This is a genomic window from Algibacter sp. R77976 (genome assembly GCF_044594645.1).
In the GTDB taxonomy this organism is placed as follows: domain Bacteria; phylum Bacteroidota; class Bacteroidia; order Flavobacteriales; family Flavobacteriaceae; genus Algibacter_B.
The window spans coordinates 1389019-1406331 of sequence record NZ_CP138989.1 but is presented as its reverse complement, the minus strand read 5'-3'; the positions used below and the strand labels follow the sequence as shown (position 1 = coordinate 1406331).

Here is a 17313-nt window from a genome sequence, read left to right as displayed (position 1 = left end):
AGGAAGAATATCATGGAAGAATCAAGAAAAGACATAATCCAATTTATCAATTTACAATTAGCTGCAATTGGACAACCTGTTTATAAAGACAAAGCGGGTAGTAAGGAGTCATTTTGTGACCCTGAGTTTGAAAAAACCACAAGACCTCTTATAATGAGTCTTCGAGAAAAATCGAGACTTTTAGCAAGTCACCTTTCTCCAGCGGACTCAAGAATACAAAGTTTTATAGACACTTATTTAAAAGATATATCGATTAGTAAATCGTTTAAACTACCAAATAACACTTTAATATTATCTAAAAAAGGACAAGCCAGAGAAGCTAGTTTACCACCAGATGGAAATTCATTTGAAAGTGACTTAGTAAATTCTAAAAGATTAAAACAAGGTATTTTAAACAATCCTTTACACGACAAAAGAACAACTAAAGGCACCTTTCATATTGTTGAAGGACCACTTCCAGTCCCTTTAGATAAAAAAGAGGTGCCTAAAGTGGTATTAGCTCACTTTTTACATGCAGCTTTTAAACCTTCTGATGACTTAAATACACTACCGTTCACTTCAAATCAAGAAGACAAAGCTAAAACTATGGTTTCTATGCTTTTAAGACCCATTGTGTGTCCAGAAGTTAAAGGTGTAATTTCAGAAAAATCATTAGAAGTTCGCTTTTTTGCACCAGGAACTTTAGTTAGTAATTTAGATTTTGTTGAATCTATTTTTGGTAATGCCGGAAGCCCTAATTTAGCACACAACGATGCTGCTTTAGACCCAGAACATTGGACTGGTCATACAGGATGTATTGTTCTTGCACCCCAATTATTAACACTTAAAAAGAAAGATGTTGGTTTACCTCATTTTGATGACGCTACTGATCGTCAGAAAAAAGATGGTATGTGTTGGAAAGATGAAAATGAACTTTATAACGACGGTGGTGCTTTTAAAATTACTTGTAGAGATGAAAGTGGGGTTGTAGTTACCTTAATTGCCGATAACTACTTTGGATATTCAAAAAAAGAAATAAAAACTCAAATCAGTTATTCAGCAAACCTTTATGGATTAGCTGAAGAAGAGCATGCTGGCGGTGCCATAGCATATGCTAGACGTGTTATGGGTGATACTGTAAACTGTAATGATTATAAAGAGTATTACGGTCTAGACCATACATTCGAAAATGTTAAAACCTTGTTAGGAGACAGAATTGAAGTTAAACCTGAAAATTATGCGGTAGATAAAAATTACCCTAACATCGTTTATATTCCAGAATCGTCTTATTTTAATACAAATACCAACAGTATATCATGGAACTTTAAAGGCAAAGAACAAACATTAAAATTATCGCCTTTCAAGACCTACATGCATCCGTCAGGAAATAAACTAAGGCTAGAAAAACATAAATCTATCAATTTATGGCGTATGGTAGAAACGTATCCAGAAGGTGTGTTTTGCCACAAACCTTGTACGGTTTCTGGTGGAGGTAAGTCTGAGATTTCTAAATCTATGCAAAATGCTATTACCTATAGTAGATTCAACATTCATAATATCGAAGAAGATTTTAAGAAAGCTGACGAAATTATTGAATTTAATTATTCTACCAGATGGAAGGATAAAGATATTAAGCGACCAAAATCTAGATCTTTCTTAAGCGAAAAAAGAACCTTAGGATCTGTTGTGAAACTATTAACCCCTTCAGATGAAAACTCAGATGAGTTTAATGCTTGGTTAGAAAACATCCCTGTACATGTACGCTCGTTAGTGTTATTTGTAAAACGTTTATTCAGACAAGCGCATGGTGCAACCCTTAACTGGAAAGACATGATGTCTGTAGAGATTATAAACGGTGTTAAAGGCACTTCTTTAATATACAATAACAACCCTGTAGTTGGTAGTTATGTTAGAATAGGATTTAACCAAGAAGGTAACTGGATGTTAAATAAATTACGTTCAGATTTTTCAGCTTGTGAAAAAATACAAACTGAAGATGATATTACGGCATCGATTACAATACCTAGAAATAAGTTTAAAAATTTAAACTCAGAATACACAAATCAAAGTGTAAAAGTTTTAACAAACTGTGAAGCACATTTATTCCAAAGACCCGATGAAGCTATTGTGAGAGGATATGATAAGGGTGCTGAGTTAGATATTATTTCGGATGGTAGATTCTTAACTAACTATGAAAAGTTAACTAAAAAAGATGCTATTGAAATTTACGAAGACACGATTAATTATGACAAATACACACAACCTGTTCAAGATTTCATAAAAGAAATAGTAGATTCTGATGATGACGATGTACAGTTTGTTTTGCCTTCTCATCCTAGAATTGTAGACGGCGAACCAACTAAAAACCCACGTTATTTAGAACCAAATCTGGTTTATAATGAAACAGAGGCTACATACATCTCTGATATGGGAGTGCGTTTAAAAAGAAAAATTAAACTTGACGACCCAGTAATTCATGTTGTAAATGCTGTTTTACCAGGTAGAAGAAACAACCCAGCAGATAGAGAAGCTGGCATTAGACCTCTAGCTGTTTACAGCCCTATACATTATCAGGAAACACCCGAATTATTTATGGACTTTATTTGTAGTTTAACAGGTAAATCTCCATCTACTACAGGTGCTGGATCTGAAGGTGCATTAACTAAGGCTCCGTTTAATATGTTGACACCAACAACCGATTTAAATAACGCCTTGTTGTCACATATTTTAACTGAATCTAACGGTTTCAGTACTGCTGCTGGTTATGTTGGCGCTGAAAACAAAATAGATCATGACGTTAGTTTATTAATCCCAGAGATTTGGGCAAGAATGGCTCCAGAAGATAGAGACCCAAATAACTTAATTGCAAATGGTTCTTTAGAAAAACTTGAAGATTTCGAATATAATGGCAAGAAAGTATTAGCGAGTCGTTTAGGGTATAGAATCACTAAAACATTCTCTTTATTATGTTTAAACAGATTGTTTGATGAGCCTACAGCTGTATTTAATGAGCGTATGCTAAAACCAGAATTACAAAATTTAGAAGATTTTGTAGACGGTATTAGTAATATAGTTGAAGCACAAGAAAAAGTAGCTTTAAACTATTTTGAAGATGGTAGTATTGATGCAGCCATTCCTCCATTAAAAATACTATTAAATATTATGGCATATGGAAATTACGAAGGTAAAGACATTAGCCATCCAGAATTAAGAAAGTATTTTAATAGAGATTATGTAGTAAGTACAGATTGGTACAAAGAAAGATTAGCATTAAAACAACAAAAGGATATTACATATTATGGTTCTCAAATTGAGTATTTAGAAGCATTTATAAATAACCCTTACAATGATATTTTAGTAGATGATTTACAAATAAACAAACGTTTAGAAACTACTAAGAAATTATATAACGATGTGAAATCTCCAGATTATATAAACCATTTAGTTGGTACTATTGGATTAGATCCTTTGTACAAAAAATAGAGTTTAAATACATTATTAGAGGTCGTTTAAAAATTACTTTTTAAACGACCTCTTTGTTTTTTATAAAACCGAAAAATAAAAAATTCCGTATATTTAGTTAAAAGCTAAAATGATTAAGAATTTTTATTTTACAATCTTCATATTACTATTTTGCTTTGGCTGTAGTGGTGAACCAATAAATTCTCAAGACCAGAAAAACACAAAAGTCTTTATTCCTATAGAAACTGAGGAAGAGGAAAGTTTTGAAGCTCAAGACACCCTAAAATTATTAAGTTTAGGAGACAGTTATACAATTGGGCAAAGTGTTTGTGAAACTTGTCGGTTCCCAGAGCAATTAAAGACCAGAATAAAAACCAATCTCAAATCAATCTCTAGTATTGAGTTAATGATAATTGCTAGAACTGGATGGACTACCACAAACCTAATTAACGCAATTGAAACCGAAAACACGAGTAACGATTATGATTTAGTAACCCTTTTAATTGGTGTTAATAATGAGTTTCAAAACAAACCTTTTTCAATTTATCAGGCAGAGTTTCCACAGCTAGTTAATACCGCTATTAAAAAAGCAAAAGGAAATAAAAACAAGATTATCGTTATATCTATTCCCGATTATGGTTTCACACCTTTTGGTAATGGACGAACCAGTATAACTGAAGGCATTAATCTTTACAATAACTTTGCTAAAAATTATTGTTTACAAAATAATATTAGTTATGTATATATAACAGACATTACAAGGTTAGGGTTATCAAACCCTGATTTTGTTGCTTCTGATGGTCTACATCCTTCTGAATTAGCTTACACCAAATTTGTGGATAGAATAACGCCCGTCGCAATTGATAAAATCAAAAATTAACTCAAATTGTAAAAAAAGCGTTTCAATTCAAAACGCTTTTTTTACATTTACTTCATGTTTTCATCCAAGAAAAGATTAGATAATGCTTATAAAACTGCTAAAACCATCGATTTTGATGATGATAGTAAGTTTATCCTATTTAGTGATTGCCACAGAGGTGATAATAGTTTTGCTGATGATTTTGCAAACAACAGAAATATCTATTTTCACGCATTAAAACATTATTATACCGAAGGCTTTCAGTATTGCGAAATTGGCGATGGTGATGAACTTTGGGAAAACCTATCGTTTAGCTCGATACTCAATGCTCATAAAAATGTGTATATGCTTATGAAAGAGTTTCATAAGGAGAATCGTTTACATATGATTTGGGGTAACCACGATATGGTATATAGAGACCCAAAATATGTTGAAAAGTATTTATCGACCTATTTTGACCCTAAAATAGGTGAAGATGTAGAGCTTTTTAAAGATATTAAATACCATGAAGGCATTGTTTTAAAACATTGCATGACAGGGCAAGAATTATTTTTAACCCACGGACACCAAGCAGATTGGTGGAATTTCTTATTTTGGAAATGGAGTCGTTTTATGGTTCGCGTTCTTTGGAAACCATTAAATGTTATGGGTATTGCAGATCCTACAAGTCCTGCTAAAAATTATACCGAACTTATTAAAGTGGAGCGTAGAACTAAAAAATGGATTACGGAAAACAATAACTTAATGACTATTGTTGGGCATACGCACCGACCACGTTTTCCTGAACCTGGAGACATTGCTTTTTTTAATGATGGTAGTTGTGTTCACCCACGAAGTATTACAGGTATTGAGATTGAAAATGGTAAAATATCTTTGATTAAATGGCAAATAGACACTAATGATGATGGCGTACTGCAAATTGTAAGGGTATTACTTGAAGGGCCAAGAAAATTAGCCGATTATAAAACTGCAAAAATTTAAATGCTTCAAAAAAGATACGAAGGCTTTTTAAAAACACCATGTTTATGGAAAAACAAGGCTGTTTTTAATCTTGAGCAATTTGAAATTAATTCTATTTCAAACAAAATAGATATTGTTTTAGATGAAAACCTACGCTTAGGCAAATATGTAGAGCGCTTGGTCTCTTTTGAAATAGAGCAACAGCCCGATATTTCTGTTATAGCTGAAAACATTCAAATACAAGATGGCAAACTAACTTTAGGAGAATTGGATTGCTTACTTCTAAGAGATAATAAACCCATTCATTTGGAGGTTATTTATAAGTTTTACCTCTATGACGCTACGGTTGGTAATACTGAAATTGACCATTTTATTGGTCCAAACAGAAAAGACTCCTTAAACGAGAAACTCACCAAATTAAAAGAAAAGCAACTCCCTTTGCTCTATACTGATGCTTGCAAACCTTATTTAGATTCTTATAACTTAAATACTGAAAGCCTATCTCAACAAGTATATTTTAAGGCTCAATTATTCCTGCCTTTTTCTAATCAAAATATTGAGCTAGAAACATTAAATACAGATTGTATTGCTGGGTTTTATGTTAATCAAAATGATTTGAAACAATTTCAAGGTTGTAAATTTTACATTCCTAGTAAAAGAGATTGGTTAATATTGCCGCATACCAATGTAAACTGGTTAAGTTTTGATGTTTTTACGGCTAAAACTAAAGATTATCTTGAGCAGCAATTTTCGGCATTATTTTGGGTGAAATTTAAAAGTGGGGAATTAAAGAAGCTGTTTTTGGTTTGGTGGTGATTAATGGGTTTTAAAAAACAAATAAATACTTTATTCTTTTTTTTCACCAGAATCATTTAGTGATTTGTTCTTATCTATATACTCCTTGAAATTCCTAATTAATCTATCATCTTCCTTCTTCATTAAACTTAATATCACAACAAAAATAATAGGAAATACTAAATAAAAAGGAATGGGAATGAAGACATCAAAACAAAATTGCAAAATCAGCATAAAAAATGGAGGAAGAAGAAGAAATATAATAAACCAATATTTACTCTTTGTTATTAACGTGATTTTTGTTTTTGTTTCTGATAATTTGATTAAATCACCTTGAACAATAATATCACTTTTTGTATTATGGTAATTGGTATCAAACACTAAATCTGAACCGAAAGAGAAGTTATGACTAATTATAAATTGGCCTTCTTTTCGCCATCTAAAATGGAAACTTTTAATTTGGGGGTTAAGTATCTTTTTTAAGTTATCGACGCTTATATCAACTATAAAAACTTCATTTCGTGAATTTATTATGGGCAGAAATTTCATTTAATTCTATTCGAATTTATCCAATTAATAAAACAAAGACTTAAGGCAACACAGGCATGATCTGTTTAAATAAAAAAAACAATCAAAGCTTAAAGCCTAAATTTAAGTATAATTACAACCCTTTGTATAAAATAAATAGACTTTTTAAAACCTTTATTTTTCTCTAACAAAATGAATTTAGCAAGTACGCCAGCCTTAGGGATTGAAACGACATCCTTTTTTTGCTGCCATAAATGGCAAAAAAAGACCTGCACGCCGCAAGAAAGGTATAGAGAAAATCCCGACTCTTTTGGGTAACGCCAAAAAATTACTTTTAAGATGTATTTTAAGAGATTCCTGCTAGCGCTGGAATTTTAACTTTCTGGTGCTAGTTCTACTTCAAGACCTTCCATGTCTAAGGTCATATTTATTTGACAACCTAAGCGACTGTTATCTTTTACATCAAAAGCTTCAGAAAGCATAGCTTCTTCATCATCGCCCATTTCTGGTAAATTTGTTTCGCTTAAAATATAACATTGGCAAGAGGCACACATAGCCATACCTCCACAAACTCCTATTGTACCTTCTGGTGCTAACTCGTAAGACCTTACAACCTCCATAAGGTTCATCGCCATATCTGTTGGGGCTTGCAATGTATGTGCAACACCTTCTCTATCTGTTATTTTTATTGTAATATCTGCCATTTAAAAAAAATTAAGGGGCAAAAATATGTAAATAAGTTTTAAAAACCTACTATTCCTACTGATTTAATAGACTAACTGAAAACCCAGCATTTACCTACCTTACCCTGCTATTTAGTATTTATTATATAATTCTTACTTCAATAATCGTGCCTTTTAAACCTGACATAAATCATATAATTTCCTATGCAAATGTACTAATTTCAACCAATGAATTTATAAGATAATAATTTATGAGTTCGCATATACCAAGTAAAAACTCAATTGTTCATTCCGGTGTTATCTCTAAAATAACCGGCAGCTCTGTTTTTGTTGCTTTAGAACAAAATATTCATTGTGAATCTTGTCGTGCAAAAGCGGCATGTGGTATATCAGAATCTAACACCAAAGAAGTTGAAATAATAAATTGTAACGACTCTTTTAAAATTAACGAGCATGTAAAAGTAGTTCTAAAAAGAGCATTGGGCTTTAAAGCTGTGTTTTGGGCTTATATTTTACCCTTTATATTAATGTTTTCTACATTAATAATAGCCTCTAATTTTTTAAAAGAATGGATAGCTGGAATATTGTCACTTTTAATTTTAGTGCCTTATTACTTAACACTCTATTTTTTTAAAAGCACCATTAAAAGCGCCTTTAAAATGTCCATATTAAAATCCTAACTACGTATGTCTGATTCTATCTTATATAGTGTTTTATTACTAGCCTCTTTAGGAACGGCTGCCGCGGTTATATTGTATATCGTTTCTAAAAAGTTTTATGTTTACGAAGACCCATTAATTGGCGAGGTCGACGACATACTACCAGCTGCCAATTGCGGTGGTTGCGGTTCACCAGGATGTAAAGCTTTTGCAGAAAAACTTGTTAAAACTGATGATATCTCAGAACTATTCTGTCCTGTAGGTGGTAATGATGTTATGAAGCAAGTCTCTGAAATTTTAGGCAAAGAAGTAGCAGAAAAAGATCCAACTGTTGCCGTATTACTTTGCCAAGGTGGTTGTGATGTTAGACCAAAAACCACCCTATATCAAGGCCCAAGAACTTGTGCTATTTCGGCTATGGTTTATGGTGGAGAAACCGATTGCCAATATGGATGCTTAGGAGATGGTGATTGTGTTGCTGTATGTGATTTTGATGCCATGTATATGGATGAAAGTACAGGTCTTCCTGTAATTATCACAGACAAGTGCACATCTTGTGGCGCTTGTGTAAAAGCTTGCCCAAGAGATATTATAGAAATGCGACCACGCAACAAACGCGACCTAAAAATATTTGTTGGTTGTTTAAACCAAGAAAAAGGTGGAATTGCGAAAAAAGCTTGCGATGTTGCTTGTATTGGATGTTCTAAATGTGAGGATGTTTGCCCAAAAGATGCCATTACAATGAACAATAACCTAGCATATATAGATCCTGTAACATGCACCCTTTGTAGAAAATGTGTAGAGGTTTGCCCAACACATTCTATTATAGAAACCAACTTCCCTCCAAAAAAAGTAAGAAAACCGAAAGAGGAAAAACCGAAAGCGGAAAAACCAGCAAAAGAAAAAGTAGCTGTAGTTAAAGAGAATGTAGAATCAGAAAAACCTAAAACAGATGCTTAAAACATTCCCAAAAGGTGGCATTCATCCTGCAGAAAACAAGATAACATCATCAAAAGCAATAAAAAGGATGCCAGTACCTAAGACTGTTTATGTTCCTATTGCCCAACATATTGGTATTCCTTCTGAAATAATTGTTGATAGAAAAGATAAAGTTGTAATAGGTCAAATTATAGCCAAATCTGGCGGATTTGTGTCATCTAACATACATGCTCCAGTTGCTGGAACTGTTACAAAACTTGATATGATAGTTGATACAAGTGGTTATAAAAAACAATGTATCGTAATAAGAACCGACCCTAAGGATGAATCTAATCTCGACGTTCCAGAATTCCCTTTAAAAAAGGAAATTACAATGGATCAAAAAGATATTCTTCAACACATTACAGATTCTGGTATTGTAGGTTTAGGAGGTGCCACATTTCCTTCTCATGTTAAATTAGATCTTAAAAACGACAACAAAGTTGATTATTTGATTATTAACGGTGTGGAGTGCGAACCTTATTTAACTGCAGACCACAGATTAATGCTTGAAAAAGCAGATGAGATTATTGTTGGTATTCAAATTTTGATGCATGCCTTACACATTCATGATGCTGTTATTGGTATTGAAAACAATAAAAAAAATGCGATTGCGGTATTAAAACAAGCAGCGCAATCAGACAAAAGAATTAAAGTTGCCGCGTTACAGGTTAAATATCCACAAGGCAGCGAAAAACAACTCATAAAAGCCATTATAAAACGTGAAGTGCCGAAAGGCGGATTACCAATGGATGTTGGTGTTATTGTGCACAACGTAGGAACAATTTACGCCATTTATCAAGCGGTTCAATACGATCAGCCATTAATAGAACGCGTTGTAACAGTTACGGGTAAAAAGATTGAAAGCGCATCGAACTTTTGGGTTAAAGTAGGAACTCCAATTAAAGATTTAGTTGCAGAAGTTGGTGGCTTACCAGAAGGCACCCGAAAAATAGTGAATGGTGGACCAATGATGGGAAAAGCCATAAAAAATACTGATGTGCCAGTTACTAAAGGGACCTCTGGAATATTAGTTATTTCTGAAGATGAAGCTAGCAGGCAAGAATCTAAAAACTGTATTCGTTGTGGCCAATGCGTTTTTGTTTGCCCAATGGGACTAGAACCTCATCTGTTAATGAATTTATCTGAAAAGGGTTTATATGAGCGTGCTGCTTCAGAAGATATTATGACCTGCATTGAATGTGGCTCATGCAGCTACGTTTGTCCTTCACACAGACCGTTATTAGACTACATAAGATTTGGAAAAAGTATTGTTAAAAAATTAAACACTACAAAGAATTAATATGGCAGATCCTATTATTATTTCAGCCTCACCGCACGTACACTCAGCTAGAACATCAAAAAAAGTGATGTATGATGTAATTTACGCATTAATCCCAGCATTTTTGGTTTCCATTTATGTGTTTGGTATAAATGCTTTAATACTCACATCAGTCGCTGTTGTTTCGTGTATTGTATTCGAATATCTCATTCAAAAATATCTTTTAAAGACCGAAATTACCATTACCGATGGTTCCGCACTTATAACAGGTATTCTTCTAGCCTTTAACTTGCCCGCTGGACTTCCAATTTGGATGATAATAGTGGGTAGTTTAATTGCCATTGGAGTTGCAAAACTTTCTTTTGGTGGCCTGGGTTACAACATTTTTAATCCAGCGCTTGTTGGTCGTGTATTTTTATTGGTATGTTTTCCTGTGCAAATGACTTCGTGGCCTACTGCTATTGAAAATAATTTGTCCTTAGATGCCGTTACTGGCGAAACTACGTTAGGCATTATTAAAGAAGGACTCATGTACGGAGATACCATGTCTAGCATTAGCGAAAAAATACCTTCTGCTATGGAATTACTACTCGGTATTACAAGTGGATCTATTGGAGAAATGTCTGCATTGGCATTACTTCTTGGAGGTGTCTTTTTAATTGTACGCAAAGTGATTACTTGGCATATTCCAGTTACTATTTTGGCAACTATGGCTGCTATGACTGGGATTTTCTGGTTGGTAAATCCAGAGCTGTATGCCAATCCGTTAATTCATATTTTATCTGGTGGTGCCATTTTAGGAGCTTTTTATATGGCAACCGATTTAGTAACCAGCCCAATGACCAAAAAAGGCATGATGATTTTCGCTATTGGTATTGCCGTTATTACTGTAGTTATCAGATTATTTGGCGCCTATCCTGAAGGTGTATCATTCGCCATATTAATAATGAATGCCTTTGTACCACTTATAGACAAGTATTTTAAACCAAGACGATTTGGAAATCAAATCAAATCAAAAATCATGTAATTATGAGTAAAAAAGAATCTACTTTTTTAAATATGACTATTGCACTTTTTGTAATTACAATTATTGCAGGCATATCTCTTGGTTTTATAAATGATATCACCAAAGGTCCGAAAGCAAAAGCAAAACTAGAAAGAAAGGTAAACGCCTTAAAGCAAGTGTTACCTGAATTTAATAACAATCCTGTTGAAGCGGTTTTAATGCTTAAATCTGATAAAGCTAAAGACAGTATTGAAATTTATACTGGAACTTTTGACAACCAACCAATAGGAACAGCCATTGTTGGTTCATCTGAAAAAGGCTATAGTGGGTTAGTGAAAATTATGGTAGGATTTAATCCTGATGAAAGTATCAAAAACATTGTAGTACTCGAACAAAAGGAAACACCAGGATTGGGAACTAAAATGAAGGATGAAAAATTTATGAGACAATTTAGAGGTAAAAAACCATCAGAATTTAATTTAAAACCTACAAAAGATGGTGGTGATGTTGATGCTTTAACCGGCGCAACCATTTCCACTCGTGCTTTTGGTGAGGCTGCTCAAATGGCTTACGATGTGTTTGTAGAAACTAACCAATCTGAAAATTAGATATCATGGCAGAGAAAATAACTCAAAAGGAAAACTTTTTAAAAGGGATTATAAAAGACAACCCTGTTTTCGTCATGTTGTTGGGTATGTGTCCAACTTTGGGTGTCACCTCTTCAGCTTTTAACGGTTTGGGAATGGGAGTCGCAACATTATTTGTGTTATTAATGTCGAACATAGTGGTATCCTTAATTAAGTCTCAAATACCGAGTAAGGTTAGGATTCCTGCATTTATTATCATTATTGCTTCTTTTGTTACTATAGTAGAGATGGTTTTAGAAGCCTACATCCCTTTCTTGTTTGAACAATTGGGAATCTTCATACCATTAATAGTAGTAAACTGTTTGATTTTAGGTCGAGCTGAAGCTTTTGCATCAAGAAATGATGTGGTGTCATCAATCGTTGATGCCTTAGGGATGGGCATTGGATTTACAATTGCTCTAACCGCTTTAGGAGCTGTGCGCGAAATATTAGGAAGCGGAAGCCTATTCGATTTCCGTTTCGTATCGGAAGATGCCAATACGTTATTACTTTTCATTTTGCCTCCAGGAGCTTTTATAGCTTTGGCATATTTATCTGTTTTATTCAATAAAGTATCTAAAACAAAATAACACATGGAATATATTTTAATTCTTATAGCCGCTGTTTTTGTAAACAATATTGTACTGTCTCAGTTTTTAGGGATATGTCCGTTTTTAGGTGTTTCAAACAAAATATCTACATCAATTGGAATGTCTGGTGCCGTATTATTTGTAATGACCATCGCCACAACGGTAACCTATTTATTGCATGAATATATTTTAGTGCCTGCTGGATTAAATTATTTAAGAACCATCACGTTTATTTTAGTTATTGCGGCGTTAGTGCAAATGGTAGAAATTATTCTAAAAAAAGTGAGTCCGCCCTTATATCAAGCATTAGGCGTTTTTCTTCCTTTAATTACAACTAACTGTGCCGTCTTAGGTGTAGCGATATTAGCATTAGGATTGGAGAATAGTAGCTTAATAAAAGCTGTGTTTTTTGCGATTTCAAACTCTATTGGATTCGGTTTAGCTTTAATTGTTTTTGCAAGTATAAGAGAGCAACTAGAATTGGCTAACATTCCTGAAGGCATGAAAGGTGTTCCTATCAACTTGTTAGTAGCGGGGCTTTTATCTTTAGCTTTTTTAGGGTTTACGGCGTTGGTTTAAAACAGTAAGTGAATTAGTAATTACTATTCTAACGGGAATATACCTTGTAGTAACAAAATAAATAATTCATCATTGAGAAAATACGGATTAATAATATTCAGTTTTTTATTATTGAGCTTCGGTTGTAAAAATGAACCTCAAGTAACCAAAGAGCCATGGATTGAGAAACCTGTGTCTGAATGGCCCGATTTTGCTTTAACAAATAAAATTAGTTTTACTGATACAACCTATACCGATATTGCAAATTCATTTTTGGTAAACACAGGAATCGATACAATTGGAGTATCATGCAAACACTTTTTTATGGTTTTTGAAAAACAACTTGGAATCCATAATATTGATTTAGGTCCCGATTTTAAATATTGGGATTTATACCCGAAGAATAAAAAAGAAAAAGCCATTTCAATAAAGAAATTAATAAATAGGAATCCAAATGAAAAGATAGGTCAGTTTAACACCCTTAAAGTACGAGATTGGATTATTTTTTATATAAAGAGCTTAAATACAGAGCTATACCCACTAAAAATTAGATTTACAAGAGTAAAAAAAAAAAAAAAATGAGATTGTATATGCGGTTGGCTGGGGAATGAAACAGAAAGATAATAGTAAACCTGCACTAATAAAGCTACAATGCTTTGAAAACCTCGGGGATTATTTTTATATAAAAACTTTAAAAACTGATACTCAACCTCATGGACGAAGTGGATCTCCAGTAATTGATAAAAATGGTTATTTGGTAGGAATTGTTTCTGGCCAAGAAGGGAAATTAGGGGTTATTGGTAGCGTTCGCTACTTAAAGCAAATGCTTGATGAATATGGTATTAAATATGAAATACCTAGCCACTAACGCTTTGTGTAAATAATTATATGCAAAACACTAATTCCCAAAATCACTTCACCTCATAAGTTTCGCCCGAAAAGAAGAGATCATCTGTTTTTGTAAATTTTGAATTCGCCTTTACTTCTTTTGTCAAAGCATCTTCTCTTTCTTCTAAAGTAATATCATCAAAACTTCTTATTATACCTGTTACAAGAGGATATTCTAATCGTACTAACATTTGATGCAAGGTTGGATCTTGTTCACCCGCATTGTGTACTAAAATATCTTGTTCTGTAATGCCATTTTCTCCAATGGTAACAACCTCTAATTTTAATCCATTTAATACTAAACCTTTATCCTTATTTTTTCCGAAAATCATGGGTTTGCCATCCTCAACAAATAACTGTTGGTCTTCCCTAACTTTTTTATCGGTATATTTTGTAAAACATCCATCATTAAAAATCACACAATTCTGTAATATTTCAATTAAAGACGTTCCATTAAATTTTTCAGCATCAATAAACATTTGCGTCATTTCTTTGGGAGTGTTCCCTCCTATTCTAGCAAAAAATCGTGCTTGTGCTCCAATGGCTAGTTCACCTGGTTGAAATGGGGGTTGCGTATTTCCGTAAGGAGATGACTTTGTTTTTTGTCCAACTAAAGACGTTGGTGAAAATTGACCTTTAGTTAAACCATAAATTTCGTTATTAAAAAGCAGAATATTTAAATCAATATTTCTTCGCAATACATGAATAAAATGGTTTCCTCCAATAGCCATAGAATCGCCATCACCAGTCACTACCCAAACACTTAAATCTGGATTCGCTAATTTAACACCAGATGCAATTGCTGGAGCTCTTCCATGAATGCTGTGCATACCATATGTATCCATATAATAAGGGAAACGAGAAGAACAGCCAATACCCGAAATAAAGACTACATCTTCTTTTTTTATACCCATTTCTGGGAGTGCCTTTTGCATTGATCTTAAAATAACATAATCGTCGCAACCTGGACACCATCTTACTTCCTGATTACTAGCAAAATCTTTAAACGTATATTCATTTTTAGCAGTAGTTTCCATAATTAACCTAGCAATTGTTTAAATTTCTCTGTAAGTTCTGTATTCCCAAATGGCAAGCCTTGGATTTTGTTGAACTGCAAAAAGTTGTACTTATTAAAATTCATTTTTAAAATACTCGCAAATTGACCATTGTTTAGCTCACAAACCACAATTTTTTTAAACTTATTTAAAACGGCTTCTGTGTTTTTTGGCAGCGGATTTATATAATTAAAATGCGCATAGCCTATTTGATCATAGCCTTTTTCATTTAATTGTTTTACTGCGGAATGCAAACTACCATAAGTTCCTCCCCATCCAACAACAAGTAAATCACCAGATTCGGCAAATTCAGTTTCTAATTCAGGGATGTAATTTTCTACACGTTTAATTTTTTCGGCTCTAATTTTTGTCATGAACTCATGATTTTCGGGAACATGAGATACATCTCCTGTAATTTTATCTTTTTCTAAGCCTCCAATTCGATGTTCTAATCCAAAAGTACCTGGAACTGCCCAATCACGAGCAAGAGTCTCTTTATCTCTATCGTATGGATGCCAGTTTTCTTTAGCTTCTTTAATTCTATTATTTTTAATTTCTGGCATTTCTGCAACCGATTTAATTAACCACGGTTCAGAGCCATTAGCAATATATCCATCGGTTAGTAATATAACCGGCGTCATATGTTCTAAAGCTAATTTTGCAGCTTCGTATGCATATTTATAACAATCAGAAGGTGTCCCTGCTGCAATTACAATTACAGGACTCTCACCATTTCTGCCATACATAGCTTGCATTAAATCAGATTGTTCTGTTTTGGTTGGCAATCCTGTTGATGGACCACCTCTTTGAACATTTACCACAACCAAAGGAAGTTCCACCATCATGGCTAATCCTAAGGCTTCACCTTTTAAAGCCAAACCTGGACCTGATGTGGTTGTAATTGCCAAATCTCCTGCAAATGATGCTCCAATTGCAGATGTAATACCCGCAATTTCATCTTCTGCCTGAAAAGCTTTAACTCCAAAATGTTTATGTTTAACTAATTCATGTAATATATCTGTTGCTGGTGTTATAGGATAAGACCCTAAAAATAATTCGATACCCGATTTTTCTGCAGCAGCTAAAAAACCCCAAGCTGTTGCCGTATTACCACTTATAATTCTATACGTTCCAGAAGGCATTTTTGCGGGAGAAATGGTATATGAATTGGGTATTAACTCCAACGTTTCAGCAAAATAAAAACCTGCATTTAACACTTTAGTATTAGATTCTATTAAATGAGGTTTAGAAGCAAATTTCTTGTTAAAAAACTCAATAGTATGCTCAGTAGAACGATGATACATCCAATACAACATGCCTAAAGCAAACATATTTTTACTTCTTGTAATGCTCTTATTATCTAAACCCTCAACATCTTTTAAAGCTTCTTTTGTGAGCGAAGAAATAGCTACTTCAATAACACGGTAATTATCAAGACTCCCATCTTCAAGGGGATTTGTTTCATATTTTGCTTTTTCTAAATTCTTTTTGGTAAACGCATCGGTATCTATAATAATAGTATGCCCTGGCTTAACTGCATAAAGATTGGTTTTTAAGCCTGCAGGATTCATCGCGACCAATAAATCTACATCGTCACCAGGTGTACTAATCTCAACACTACCAATATGAACTTGAAATCCAGAAACGCCATATAAACTGCCTTGAGGTGCCCTAATTTCTGAGGGGTAATTAGGAAACGTTGAAACATCATTTCCAATCATTGCAGAAGTATCAGAAAATTGGGTTCCTGTTAACTGCATTCCATCACCAGAATCTCCAACAAATCTTATAACCACGGCTTCTAGAACTTCGGGTTGTATTTCATTTTTTTCAGCAATCATAATTTTTAGGCATAAAAAGATTAGTATCAAAAAAATTGAAGTCGTCTTTACCAAAAATAACTTCTGTGTTTAAAATGTAACATGATTTATATCATATTATACGTGCATAAGAAATTTTAATTTTACTCCATACTATCATAAAAACATATTAATATGGCTATCATAATAACAGATGAATGCATTAATTGTGACGCTTGTATTGTAGAATGTCCTAATAATGCAATTTATGAGCCCGATCAAGAATGGGCCTATGCAGACGAAACCGCTTTAAGCGGAACAATTACGCTTCCAAATGGAGATGAAGTAGACGCAGATGAAATGAACGAACCAGTATCTGATGAGTTCTATTTTATAGTGCCTGAAAAATGTACCGAATGTAAAGGGTTTCATGACGAACCGCAATGCGCTTCTGTTTGCCCTGTAGATTGCTGTGTGCCAGATGAAGATCATGTAGAAAGTGAAGAAGCTTTATTAGAGAAAAAAGCTTGGCTACATGCCGAATAGTATTTATATCATTTTATTTAAGAACTAAAGTTAATTTTTTTTCATATTTATTTCTAGCGT

General features: G+C 33.5%; 18 protein-coding genes. 14 read left to right on the top strand and 4 right to left on the bottom strand.

The genetic code is table 11. From position 1 onward, the window contains the following. The first annotated feature begins 12 nt into the window (after positions 1-12). The 4 genes from SJY43_RS06075 to SJY43_RS06060 all read left to right on the top strand — a co-directional run bounded on the left by SJY43_RS06075 (position 13) and on the right by SJY43_RS06060 (position 6076). Positions 13-3462, top strand: a complete 3450-nt coding sequence (locus SJY43_RS06075) for a hypothetical protein (RefSeq protein ID WP_396602955.1) — start codon at positions 13-15, stop codon at positions 3460-3462. 109 nt (positions 3463-3571) lie between these two features. Then, positions 3572-4321 carry an SGNH/GDSL hydrolase family protein gene (locus tag SJY43_RS06070; RefSeq protein WP_396602954.1) on the top strand — a complete coding sequence of 250 codons (750 nt, stop codon included), beginning with the start codon at positions 3572-3574 and terminating at the stop codon, positions 4319-4321. Between the two features lie 54 nt (positions 4322-4375). Then, positions 4376-5281 (top strand): serine/threonine protein phosphatase, encoded by a 906-nt coding sequence (locus tag SJY43_RS06065; RefSeq protein ID WP_396602953.1) that lies wholly within the window; start codon positions 4376-4378, stop codon positions 5279-5281. Further along, positions 5282-6076, top strand: coding sequence for a DUF1853 family protein (locus SJY43_RS06060; RefSeq protein ID WP_396602952.1), 795 nt, complete (start codon positions 5282-5284; stop codon positions 6074-6076). A 30-nt stretch (positions 6077-6106) separates the two neighbouring features. Here the strand turns inward: SJY43_RS06060 and SJY43_RS06055 are convergent, their stop codons facing one another. Both SJY43_RS06055 and SJY43_RS06050 read right to left on the bottom strand, forming a co-directional pair. Continuing rightward, positions 6107-6604 carry a hypothetical protein gene (locus SJY43_RS06055; RefSeq protein WP_396602951.1) on the bottom strand — a complete coding sequence of 166 codons (498 nt, stop codon included), beginning with the start codon at positions 6602-6604 and terminating at the stop codon, positions 6107-6109. Positions 6605-6957: 353 nt separating this feature from the next. Next, positions 6958-7287 carry a ferredoxin gene (locus tag SJY43_RS06050; protein ID WP_396602950.1) on the bottom strand — a complete coding sequence of 110 codons (330 nt, stop codon included), beginning with the start codon at positions 7285-7287 and terminating at the stop codon, positions 6958-6960. Positions 7288-7517: 230 nt separating this feature from the next. Here SJY43_RS06050 and SJY43_RS06045 point away from each other — a divergent pair, with 230 nt between their 5' ends. From SJY43_RS06045 to SJY43_RS06005, 9 genes are all read left to right on the top strand, one after another. After that, the gene (locus SJY43_RS06045; RefSeq protein WP_396602949.1) at positions 7518-7946 is read left to right on the top strand and encodes a SoxR reducing system RseC family protein; all 429 of its coding nucleotides are present in this window, start codon (positions 7518-7520) and stop codon (positions 7944-7946) included. A 6-nt stretch (positions 7947-7952) separates the two neighbouring features. Further along, positions 7953-8885, top strand: coding sequence for a Fe-S cluster domain-containing protein (locus tag SJY43_RS06040; RefSeq protein WP_396602948.1), 933 nt, complete (start codon positions 7953-7955; stop codon positions 8883-8885). Then, entirely contained in the window at positions 8878-10206 is a 1329-nt protein-coding gene (gene rsxC / locus SJY43_RS06035; protein WP_396602947.1) for an electron transport complex subunit RsxC, read from the top strand. The genes SJY43_RS06040 and rsxC overlap by 8 nt, the downstream gene beginning before the upstream one ends. 1 nt (position 10207) lies before the next feature. Then, positions 10208-11212, top strand: a complete 1005-nt coding sequence (locus SJY43_RS06030) for an RnfABCDGE type electron transport complex subunit D (protein ID WP_396602946.1) — start codon at positions 10208-10210, stop codon at positions 11210-11212. Between the two features lie 2 nt (positions 11213-11214). Next, entirely contained in the window at positions 11215-11799 is a 585-nt protein-coding gene (locus tag SJY43_RS06025) for an RnfABCDGE type electron transport complex subunit G (RefSeq protein ID WP_396602945.1), read from the top strand. A 5-nt stretch (positions 11800-11804) separates the two neighbouring features. After that, complete coding sequence (locus SJY43_RS06020) at positions 11805-12407, top strand: RnfABCDGE type electron transport complex subunit E (RefSeq protein ID WP_396602944.1); 603 nt, start codon at positions 11805-11807, stop codon at positions 12405-12407. Between the two features lie 3 nt (positions 12408-12410). Then, a complete protein-coding gene (locus tag SJY43_RS06015) occupies positions 12411-12986 on the top strand; it encodes an electron transport complex protein RnfA (protein ID WP_396602943.1) in 576 nt (191 codons plus the stop codon). Between the two features lie 72 nt (positions 12987-13058). After that, the gene (locus tag SJY43_RS06010; protein ID WP_396602942.1) at positions 13059-13547 is read left to right on the top strand and encodes a hypothetical protein; all 489 of its coding nucleotides are present in this window, start codon (positions 13059-13061) and stop codon (positions 13545-13547) included. A 25-nt stretch (positions 13548-13572) separates the two neighbouring features. After that, a complete protein-coding gene (locus SJY43_RS06005; RefSeq protein ID WP_396602941.1) occupies positions 13573-13833 on the top strand; it encodes a hypothetical protein in 261 nt (86 codons plus the stop codon). A gap of 43 nt (positions 13834-13876) precedes the next feature. Here the strand turns inward: SJY43_RS06005 and SJY43_RS06000 are convergent, their stop codons facing one another. Together SJY43_RS06000 and SJY43_RS05995 are read right to left on the bottom strand one after the other, a co-directional pair. Next, positions 13877-14890 carry a 2-oxoacid:ferredoxin oxidoreductase subunit beta gene (locus tag SJY43_RS06000; protein ID WP_396602940.1) on the bottom strand — a complete coding sequence of 338 codons (1014 nt, stop codon included), beginning with the start codon at positions 14888-14890 and terminating at the stop codon, positions 13877-13879. 2 nt (positions 14891-14892) lie between these two features. After that, the gene (locus tag SJY43_RS05995; RefSeq protein ID WP_396602939.1) at positions 14893-16749 is read right to left on the bottom strand and encodes a 2-oxoacid:acceptor oxidoreductase subunit alpha; all 1857 of its coding nucleotides are present in this window, start codon (positions 16747-16749) and stop codon (positions 14893-14895) included. Between the two features lie 153 nt (positions 16750-16902). Here SJY43_RS05995 and SJY43_RS05990 point away from each other — a divergent pair, with 153 nt between their 5' ends. Continuing rightward, positions 16903-17253, top strand: a complete 351-nt coding sequence (locus tag SJY43_RS05990; RefSeq protein WP_396602938.1) for a 4Fe-4S dicluster domain-containing protein — start codon at positions 16903-16905, stop codon at positions 17251-17253. Positions 17254-17313 lie beyond the last annotated feature (60 nt).